The organism is Ferroglobus sp., from assembly GCF_015521575.1.
Taxonomy (GTDB): domain Archaea; phylum Halobacteriota; class Archaeoglobi; order Archaeoglobales; family Archaeoglobaceae; genus Ferroglobus.
In genome coordinates, this window is sequence record NZ_WANY01000133.1 from 1 (window position 1) to 8,870 (window position 8,870).

Below are 8,870 nucleotides of genomic sequence, written 5' to 3' on the forward strand. Positions count from 1 at the left end.
CATACTTCATTTCCGCATACCTCCTAAACTGGCTCGCTTTCGTACTTTCCCCAATTCCAGCCATTGTCGCCTACATATACCCCTACCTAAAAAGGTTCTCCTGCTTATCCCATTACGTCCTCGGCTTAAACCTCTCTTTCGCACCAATGGGTGGATGGATAGCCATAACTGGATCTTTCAACATTTTTGGTGATGCAGCTCTTCCGTTTTTAATAGGAGTGGCTGTGATGTTCTGGGTGGCTGGCTTCGATATTATCTACGCCCTTCAAGATTTGGATTTCGACAGAAAATACGGTCTTCATTCCATTCCAGCCCACTTCGGAGTTAGAGCTGCGAAGATAGTTTCGACTTTAAACCATGTTGTCTTCTTTGTCCTTCTCTCCATAGCCTTTTACAAATACTTTGACTTCGGAATTTACGTGAAGTTATCTCTGGCTGCAATAGCTTTCTTAATAGCTTTTCAGCACCTAATAATAGAAATCGACGAAAGCAAGATAGAGCTATCCTTCTTCCATGCGAACGCTCTTATAAGTTTCTTTCTACTACTTTTCACAATTTTCGAAGTCCTATCGTAGTTTTTCCGCTAAGACGCTTCGTTAATTTTCCACTTTCTCAGCAGCAGGATTGCTGCGAAAGTTACTATAAACACGGATATTCCGGCAACGTAGAATGTTTGGGAAAAACCGTATTTTTCGGCTATAAATCCGGCAACAGCTGGACCAAAAGCGAATCCCAGAGATCCGCTGAAGTTGAACCCTCCAATAGCCGCCCCTTTTAATTCTTTCGGAGCGAGATCCCCGCTTAGCGCTGACGATGCCGGGAGTATTACCGCTGCTGCAACCCCAGCAACGAGCATTGAAAAAGCTATTGCAGGAGGGGTGAGAAAACCGACTGAAGATATACAGATTCCGTAGATGAAGCTTCCGAATATTAGGGGTTTAAACCTTCCAAATCTGTCGCTGATAAATCCTCCCGGATACTGAAGGAGAGCGAAGGGCATTAGAAATGAGGAGAGGTAGATACCTATCTCCTTCGGAGTCATGTGATACAGCGTTCCGAGCATTATCGGAAAAACACTCACGAAAAATCCTGCTGTAAACCTGTCGACAAAGGAGAACAAGTAAGGTACGAGAAGCTCTTTTCTCTTTTTAGCAACAATTATTCCCTCAAGAACCGATTTCGAACTCACGACTTCAACATCCTCAAGAACGATCAGGGCAAGAATAAAGGCGAGAAAAATGAGTAAAGAAGCTGTGTAGAACGGCGTAACTGGGTCTAAACTTCCGAGAAAACCGCCAAAGGGAGCGCCAAACGCCATGCCAGTGGCTATTCCCATCCCGATCACTCCCATTCCTCTCCCGTAAGCTTCTCTCCTCGCCACATCAAGAACGAGGGTCATCGCTATTGAATAAACCATAACGGTGAATATTCCTTCGATAAACCTGAAAAGCATAAGGAGGGAGAGATTTGGAGCTACAGCCTGAAGGAATAGCATCGCAGAATTACCAAGCAATCCGATTGTTATGAAAATCTTTCTCTTTCCGAGTTTGTCTGAAAGAGACCCCCAGACCGGAGCGAAAATTGCGTAGGCAATTAAATTTACAGCGACGAATAAACTCGCTTGGGAGACCGTCGCCTTATACTTGTCTATCACGTAATGCTTTACAACCGGATAAATCATCGTGACGCTGAACATTAAAATGAAGCAAATTAAAGCGAGGTAGATGAGCTGCCTCATAGCTTTTGAGTGGCGTTGCTTGAATATTAAGCTTTTCAGGGAAAAAGTATAAATATTTCTGAAAAGCAAAATTTTCGAAACGTCGGAGGGGAAACATGAGATTGCTGGCTTTGTTGGTTGCTCTCTTGGTTGTTCTGGCCGGTTGCAGTGGAGGTAAGGAGGAAAAGGTTGAAAGCACTCCGGTTGAAACTCCAAAGGCTGAAAGAACACCAACTCCGGAAAAGACTTCAACACCGGCAAAGCAAGAGGAAGCTGGGGAAACTCAAACGCCGTCATCTGGAGAAGCGATCAGGACTTTGTATGAGATGTACGTTAACAGAAAAATGGTTCATGGGACAGTGACTGTTTCTGAGAACGGCAAAACTCAGACGACGGAGTTTTGGTACTACTTCGATTTCGAAAATAAGGAGAAGTTGCTCAGGATGGAAGGGGAGACTGAGCAAGGAAGGGGAGCGACTATTATCATTAACAAATACGAAGGGAACACGTTAACGACTACGATTTACAGCAAGGGAGGAATGGCTATCCAGCAAATGGGAGATTGCGAGTGGATGAAGTTCACTCAAACAATCACGGCTTCTCCGTCAGAGGTTGAGGAGGCGAAGGATGAGCCAGTATCGGAATCTTTCCAAGCCACTTTTAGGCAACAAGGCAATGTTGTTGCGGATTATAAAATAGAGTACATCGACTACGACCCAACCATATTTCAGCCGGACGGAAAAGTTTGCGATGTCGGGAGTTTTATGAGTGGGGGTTAAAGTAAAAAGTTTATTATTTTTTAATTTTTAGAAAACAGAGCTGTGAAGAGGATATACGCCGATGCAGGGTTGGTTTTAACAGCCCTAATCTGGGGTTCCACGTTTCCGGTTGTCAAGATCGCTTTGAATTACGCATCACCCTTTACTTTCAACGCAATGCGATTCGCTTTGGCGACGATTTTGTTCCTCCCCTTTTTGAGGAAGAAAGAGTTCGTTGCTGGAGTAAAAATTGGAATCGCATCTTTCCTTGGGTATGCATTTCAGACGGTTGGTCTGAAATTCACAACCGCCACGAACGCCGGATTCATAACATCAACCTACATCGTTTTCACGCCGTTGATAGCCAGTCGACTCTACGGAGAAAGGATTACGAAAGTTGAGGCTACTTCAGTATTTTTAGCCTTAACCGGAGTTTACCTTCTTTCCGGATACTCTTCCTTTAATTTCGGGGATCTGTTGATTCTCTTATGTGCAGTAGCATTCGCTTTTGAAATTGCCATGATAGGCGAACATTCGAAGAAACTCTATCCGATGAGTCTTGCCGGGTGGCAGGTTTTTACTATAGGCGTTCTATCCTCTTTTCTCGCTCCTTTCACGACGGAAAAGCTGTTTTTCAGCGAAGAATTATTAGCTGCCTTGCTGATAACCGGATTTTTAGCCACTTTCGTTGCGAAAATACTGCAAAATTACATGCAGTCCCACACAAAATCTGTCGACGCTGGAATAATTCTCTCTCTGGAGGGAGTATTCTCCTACCTCTTTGCGGCAATGCTATTGGAAGAATCTCTATCTCTCTTTCAGTACTTCGGCGCTGCTTTGATTTTCATCGCAGCAGTTGCAGTCTCTACAGAGCGATCAGAGTGAAGGCAATAGCCAAAATTCCCAAGGTTATGCAAAAGCTTGAAAAGCTGACTTTTCTTGCGAACCTGAGGAGGAGATCGATCATACCGTAGCCCACAAGGAAAGTTGTCAAAACGACCGCAAAGGCGAGATTTACTGAAAAATCTTCGGGAACTCCGCTTAAAACTGTCGCTCCCGCCACTGCAGGAACGCTTATTATAAATGAAAGCTTTAACGCATCCTCCTCTCTCACCTTTCTTAAAAGAAGGTAGCTTATCGTCACGCCCGATCTTGAAATTCCCGGAAGGATGGCAAATCCCTGAAAGAATCCTAAAGCAGCGCTTTCTTTAAACGACAAATCCACAGCTCTTCTGTAACCTTCTTTTGGCAATCTCAACAGAACTCCGGTTGCAATAAGCAAAACTCCAATCAATAAATTCGCCATGATAGCTTCCACGTTTCTCACTACAAGCATTAGGGGAATTGCGCTCAATGCAGTGAAAATCGTTGCCGGAACAACCTGTTTAAGGAGTGGAGAACGTAGCTTAAAAAGATCCGAAAAGTCTTTTCTGAATTTTGCGACAACGGCAAGCATAGTTCCTAAATGAAGGAATACAGCATAGCTAAAAGCCTGTGAAAAGTTCAATTTCAGAATGTTTACCATGACAAGTATCGAAAGCCCCTCGCTGCTGACGGGAAGCCACTCAGCCACTCCTTGTACTACTGCAACGATTATTAAGCTGAAACTCTCGATTTCGCTCATTTTAAGTGATAGTGCTACTTTGACTATTTAAATATCTCTTTTCAAATCATTTTTCATTATTACCATAAGTACAATTAATAATTTTATCGAAAAATTTATTTACTAATCTGTCAAATTTGCTATAATATGTCCGCTTGCAAGCATAAAGACTCAGAAGAGAGGGTGTGGTTACCTTCCCGGAACCATCTGATTAGGTTGCATCCTCACTGCAAGCACTGTGGGGTTGTTAGAAACTCATCAGCGGATATCGGCAAGGAAATCGGTTATTTCGCAAACTCCCTCAGTAGATTGAGAGAGTTTTTAAATAGAAGAGGATGTAAAGTTTCTCGCGTGCAAATCAGGATGGTTATTCTGGAATTCGAGAAAAGGGGTTTGGCGGATAAATATTCCGTTCCGTTCTCCGTTCAAAGGAGGGAGTTCGCGAGGATAGTTAGAAAATATTTTAATATCCCGGAAGAAACCGTGATGGGTTTTATTTAGCTTATCCGGTTACCTAATCTGATATTGATGATGGGAGGGTCGCCGGAGTCAGCTATTGCTTTCTTTACGGTTTTACATTCCGATAATTAGGTGCGTGGTTGTATGTCGTTCTGGGAGGTATTAGTTACAGCGTTTGTTGTAGCTATGCTGCTAATTCCACTTCAGATAAAGAAGTTTAGGGACAGAGACATGGTTGTACCGGATTACTACAAGAACAGCGTAAGATACGTTCCAACTTCCGGCGGATTGTCGATCCTACTTGCCTTTTATTCGGCAGTATTTTTAGCTATCCTTGGAGCTTTTTCGGCTCAAATTACGCTTCCAGAACTCGTTTCCGTGTTTATTATAGCTCTCTACGGTCTTTTTGGATTGCTCGACGATCTGATAGATATAGGGAGGGCAACAAAAGTAGTATTTCCACCAGTATTTACTCTGCCCATAGCTTTTGTGGCATCCAAAGCAGAAGTGCCGTTAGTAGGAGAAGTGGGGGGATTGCTTCTATTCATAATCGCTCCGGTTTACGTGATGGTGGTAGCGAATCTCGTCAACATGCATTCAGGCTTTAACGGAATGGCTTCCGGTTTAACGGCAATACTCTTGGCTTTCCTTTTACTGAAGTCTCTAACAAGCGGAAAGGGAAGTACTCTTATATCCTCAGCGATGCTCGGAGCTTTGTTAGCTTTCTTATATTTTAACTGGTATCCGTCGAAGATTTTTGACGGAAACGTTGGAGCTTTTACTATGGGATCCACTGTGGGATTGGCTATAGTTCTTGGAGGTTTTTACGTTTCTGGATTCGTAATGCTCCTCCCTCACACTGCAAATTTCCTCCTTTACGTCTACTGGAGGTTGATGCGAAAAATTAAGCCGAATGATGAAAGGTACAAAATCGTCAAGTTCGGGAAGGTTAGAAAGGATAAGAGTATCGAAGCTCCGAATCCTTACACGCTAAAGTGGGTCCTTCCGTATTACTTTAAGATGACGGAGAAACAGGTGGTTTTGTCGATGTACGCTTTAACAACAGTTTTCTGCGTCATCGGGTTCTTCGTCCCTTACTAAAAATCATCTTGATTTTTCCTTAATCCAAAAATAAACTTCGTAAGCATTATTTTCTGTTTCAGCCACGATCCTTATCTTAGTCGGAAGGGAAATATCTGAAGGGACATAAACGCTCTCATTTTCCTCCCACTTTTCATCGTTTTTCAGCACGACTTTTTTCGTCTTTATCAGTTCATTTCCCAAGTATATCTTGATTGTGTAGTTCGTCTCTTGTCCTTCGTGGCAGTAGAGACCGTATCTAAATTTCACTACACTCCCGGGCTTTACGTAGTTCGAGTAGTCGGGGTATATGTATATGGTCGTGTACCTTTCCTGAGAGCTCACCCACAGAAGGTAGGAAACTAAGACGACGCTTAAAATCGTGGTAACGATCAGAGCTTTTATCATTAGATCGTTTGCACTCATCTCCCGTAATTTTTAACAAGTCGTTAATAAATCTTCGTCTCAATCAACTATATATAGGAAAACTGAGATGGGAAGTGATGCGAAAAAAGTACGTCTACGGATTTCTTGCGATACTTTATGCGACAGCGATTTTCTATCTCTCCTCAACATCCAATCCTCCGAACCCAATTTCGAGTGAGAATCTAATAGCATTATACGATTTTCTCAAAACACACGGTTTGGAGTTCCTTGCAGTCCCTTTCTATTTCGCTTTCAGGTATCCAGACAAATTTGCGCATATCCTGCTTTACGCCGGATTCGGGTTCGTTTTGAATCTTGCCGTAAGAAGCGCCTTCAACAGAAATCCCTACATCCTCACGCTGGTAATAGGTGCATGCTACGGAATTTTTGATGAATTTCATCAGGCGTTCGTTCCGGGAAGGTCTCCAAGTTTGGCTGATCTGTTCGCTGATGTGATCGGATTGATGCTTTCTCAAATCGTCGTGATTGGAGTTAGTAAATACAAGAGGAGAGCGTTAAATGGTTGAATCTGTATTGGAGCTTATCGTAAACGGAATGCGATTGCTATTCGGCTTAATCTTCGTGTTTTTCGTTCCGGGCTACGCGGTTTTGCTCGTCCTTTTTCCAGAGAGAGAAGAGCTGAGCCTTGTGGAGAGAATAGCGTTTTCTGGAGTTTTCAGTGTCGTCGTTGTGGTTTTTACAGCTCTCTTAATGGATGTGGGGTTCGGAATAGGCACAACTGCTTCGAACATCTTTCTTTCCTTGGTGATATTTACGCTTCTGATGATTGTCGTTTGGAAATTGGAGCTTTTTTATATTAAAAGGAGAAAAAGAGGGGATGAGTAGAATGAATGTTTCTGAATTTTGTATGGGTGTTGCTGAGAACAATGCGAATTTGGGGAGAGAGTACAGAAGGAATTTAAACTCTCTCTTGGAGGTCTCCGAAAAATTTCACAGTGATGCGAGAATACCCTATGAAAAAAGTAAAGTTCGCGAAAACACTCTGGTCATCGAGAGCGGGCATCAACCTCTGTTTTTACCGTATCCGGGAATATGGAAGAAAGCCTTCCTTGCGGAATTTTTCGAAAAAAAGCTAAAAAGCATGGGTAGAGATGCGATCGCATTTTTCGGTTTTCTTGATTACGACACTTCTTCTTCGAAGTTGCTCTACCAAAACAGAATTCCGAAAATGAACAAGCACGGTTATCTGAATATCGGTTTAAGGAGACCCGAAAGCTCCGAAATATGGAAAAGGTTTAACGAACTTGATAAACCTTCGGAAGAAAAGTGGGAAAAAGCCGTAAACGAAATTTTGAGAAACTATATCAGCAGCATGGACGTTGAAGAGATCGCTGAGGAACTTTGGATAAGCTACGATCTTTCCGATAACTTTGCTGATTTGAATGCTATAGCGTTTGCAAGGATCTGCAAGTTGATGGGCGTTAACGTCTACTTCTTCAGGAGCTCGGATGTACAGAAGGAGAAAGTGTTCGTGAATGTGTGGAAAAAAATTGTAGACGACCTTGACAAATTCAACCTTCTGCAGAATTCCGCAGCTGAAAATTTGAACTTTCCGGATTTGCAAACTGATGAAAAACTTGCTCCGTTCTGGTATCATTGCGAATGCGGAGGCAAGGTTTCGATAGAGAGAAGAGACGGAAAATTCGTGGGAGATTGCAGACTTTGTGGCTATAAAGTTGAGATAGTTGATTCACTCAGAGAATTTGAGAAGTTAAGTCCGAGGGCAATTATGAGGAACGTTCTCTTTTTCGAGGGTATGAAAACGTCCGTATTTATTACCGGATCAGGAGGTAGTTTGAAGTACGGTCTCGTATCGAATAGCATCTCCAAGGGTTTCGGATTTAACGTTCCTAAAACCGTGTTTTGGGAATCCGTAGATGTGTATTTGGGGAAAGAACACAAAGCTGCAATGAATGCTATTGTTAAAGAATTCGGCTTATCCGACAATTGGGAAAAACACGCAATTTTGGGCAAGGTGGAAAGCAGAAGAAGATTGATTGCCGCTAAAATAAACGGATCCTCCGATAGGAGAATTCGGAAAAAATATCTGTCCCATTACAAACGGACGAGCAACATAATTTCTGCTGCAAGCAGCTTATTCTCCTTGAAGCCTTCGATTGTAGACGTGGCAGCAAATGTTGGTATAGGAAAGATTATCCCCGCTTGGGAGTCTTCAATATCGCAGGATGGTAGAATTACGAAGAGTGAAATCGGAGAATTTTACAGATTGGATTCGGAGGTTTTTTACGACTCTCCGGAAGTTCTCAAAGTTTACAACGTATTTAAAGAGCTGGAAAAAGAAAACACCAAAAGCGATCCGCTTGGAATTCTGGAGTGATTGATATGTTTAGGAGAATTTTAATATTAAGTCCGCATACCGACGATGGAGAACTCGGATGTGGAGGGAGTATAGCTAAGTTCGTTGAAGATGAAATAGAGGTTTACTACGCAGCGTTATCCTCTTGCGAGAGATCGGTTCCAGAAAGTTACCCAAAAAATATCCTTAAAAAGGAAGTTTTAGAGGCGACTGAAATTCTTGGGATAAGTAAAGAGAACGTCCTTCTCTACGACTTTGAAGTTAGAAAATTTCCCACTTTCCGACAGGAAATTCTTGACTCTTTGATTGATATCAGGAGGGAAATTTCTCCGGATGTCGTTTTCACACCTTCCTCCTACGACACGCATCAGGATCACAAGGTCACGAGAGAGGAAACGCTAAGAGCTTTCAAGGGGTGCACGATTCTCGGATACGAGCAACCTTGGAATAATCTGACATTTGACACAACCGCATTTATTCCCTTAGATA

At 42.7% G+C, this 8,870-nt stretch carries 11 protein-coding genes; 8 read left to right on the plus strand and 3 right to left on the minus strand.

The genetic code is table 11. The features are described from left to right. Positions 1-575 (plus strand): UbiA-like polyprenyltransferase (locus tag F7C14_RS05540; protein WP_290900689.1); only part of this gene is annotated, 575 nt, incomplete at its 5' end. A gap of 8 nt (positions 576-583) precedes the next feature. On the opposite strand, the gene F7C14_RS05545 is transcribed toward F7C14_RS05540, so the two are convergent. Next, complete coding sequence (locus F7C14_RS05545; protein WP_367114339.1) at positions 584-1,738, minus strand: MFS transporter; 1,155 nt, start codon at positions 1,736-1,738, stop codon at positions 584-586. Positions 1,739-1,833: 95 nt separating this feature from the next. On the opposite strand from F7C14_RS05545, the gene F7C14_RS05550 reads away from it, so the two are divergent. Continuing rightward, positions 1,834-2,496 carry a hypothetical protein gene (locus tag F7C14_RS05550; RefSeq protein ID WP_290900709.1) on the plus strand — a complete coding sequence of 221 codons (663 nt, stop codon included), beginning with the start codon at positions 1,834-1,836 and terminating at the stop codon, positions 2,494-2,496. Between the two features lie 42 nt (positions 2,497-2,538). Beyond that, entirely contained in the window at positions 2,539-3,360 is an 822-nt protein-coding gene (locus F7C14_RS05555) for a DMT family transporter (RefSeq protein ID WP_290900691.1), read from the plus strand. On the opposite strand, the gene F7C14_RS05560 is transcribed toward F7C14_RS05555, so the two are convergent. Next, positions 3,341-4,099, minus strand: a complete 759-nt coding sequence (locus tag F7C14_RS05560; protein WP_290900693.1) for an undecaprenyl-diphosphate phosphatase — start codon at positions 4,097-4,099, stop codon at positions 3,341-3,343. The two genes, F7C14_RS05555 and F7C14_RS05560, sit on opposite strands and share 20 nt — an antisense overlap. A gap of 582 nt (positions 4,100-4,681) precedes the next feature. Here F7C14_RS05560 and F7C14_RS05565 point away from each other — a divergent pair. Beyond that, positions 4,682-5,638, plus strand: coding sequence for a hypothetical protein (locus F7C14_RS05565; RefSeq protein ID WP_290900695.1), 957 nt, complete (start codon positions 4,682-4,684; stop codon positions 5,636-5,638). Positions 5,639-5,641: 3 nt separating this feature from the next. Here the strand turns inward: F7C14_RS05565 and F7C14_RS05570 are convergent, their stop codons facing one another. Next, positions 5,642-6,043 (minus strand): hypothetical protein, encoded by a 402-nt coding sequence (locus tag F7C14_RS05570; protein WP_290900697.1) that lies wholly within the window; start codon positions 6,041-6,043, stop codon positions 5,642-5,644. A 77-nt stretch (positions 6,044-6,120) separates the two neighbouring features. Here F7C14_RS05570 and F7C14_RS05575 point away from each other — a divergent pair, with 77 nt between their 5' ends. The 4 genes from F7C14_RS05575 to F7C14_RS05590 all read left to right on the plus strand — a co-directional run. Beyond that, positions 6,121-6,570, plus strand: a complete 450-nt coding sequence (locus tag F7C14_RS05575) for a VanZ family protein (protein ID WP_290900699.1) — start codon at positions 6,121-6,123, stop codon at positions 6,568-6,570. Next, positions 6,563-6,889: a DUF1616 domain-containing protein gene (locus F7C14_RS05580; RefSeq protein WP_290900701.1), complete on the plus strand. Its 327-nt coding sequence runs from the start codon at positions 6,563-6,565 to the stop codon at positions 6,887-6,889. The genes F7C14_RS05575 and F7C14_RS05580 overlap by 8 nt, the downstream gene beginning before the upstream one ends. After that, positions 6,882-8,402, plus strand: a complete 1,521-nt coding sequence (locus F7C14_RS05585) for a hypothetical protein (protein WP_290900703.1) — start codon at positions 6,882-6,884, stop codon at positions 8,400-8,402. Before F7C14_RS05580 ends, F7C14_RS05585 begins: the two co-directional genes overlap by 8 nt. Before the next feature lie 5 nt (positions 8,403-8,407). Then, a partial coding sequence (locus F7C14_RS05590) for a PIG-L family deacetylase (RefSeq protein ID WP_290900705.1) occupies positions 8,408-8,870 on the plus strand: 463 nt, incomplete at its 3' end.

Excerpts from the sequence above, each read along its gene's own strand:
- F7C14_RS05570 (WP_290900697.1), bottom strand. The coding sequence starts at position 6,043 with ATGAGTGCAAACGATCTAATGATAAAAGCTCTGATCGTTACCACGATT.
- F7C14_RS05545 (WP_367114339.1), bottom strand. The coding sequence starts at position 1,738 with ATGAGGCAGCTCATCTACCTCGCTTTAATTTGCTTCATTTTAATGTTC.
- F7C14_RS05565 (WP_290900695.1), top strand. The coding sequence starts at position 4,682 with ATGTCGTTCTGGGAGGTATTAGTTACAGCGTTTGTTGTAGCTATGCTG.
- F7C14_RS05560 (WP_290900693.1), bottom strand. The coding sequence starts at position 4,099 with ATGAGCGAAATCGAGAGTTTCAGCTTAATAATCGTTGCAGTAGTACAA.
- F7C14_RS05580 (WP_290900701.1), top strand. The coding sequence starts at position 6,563 with ATGGTTGAATCTGTATTGGAGCTTATCGTAAACGGAATGCGATTGCTA.
- F7C14_RS05550 (WP_290900709.1), top strand. The coding sequence starts at position 1,834 with ATGAGATTGCTGGCTTTGTTGGTTGCTCTCTTGGTTGTTCTGGCCGGT.
- F7C14_RS05585 (WP_290900703.1), top strand. The coding sequence starts at position 6,882 with ATGAGTAGAATGAATGTTTCTGAATTTTGTATGGGTGTTGCTGAGAAC.
- F7C14_RS05575 (WP_290900699.1), top strand. The coding sequence starts at position 6,121 with ATGCGAAAAAAGTACGTCTACGGATTTCTTGCGATACTTTATGCGACA.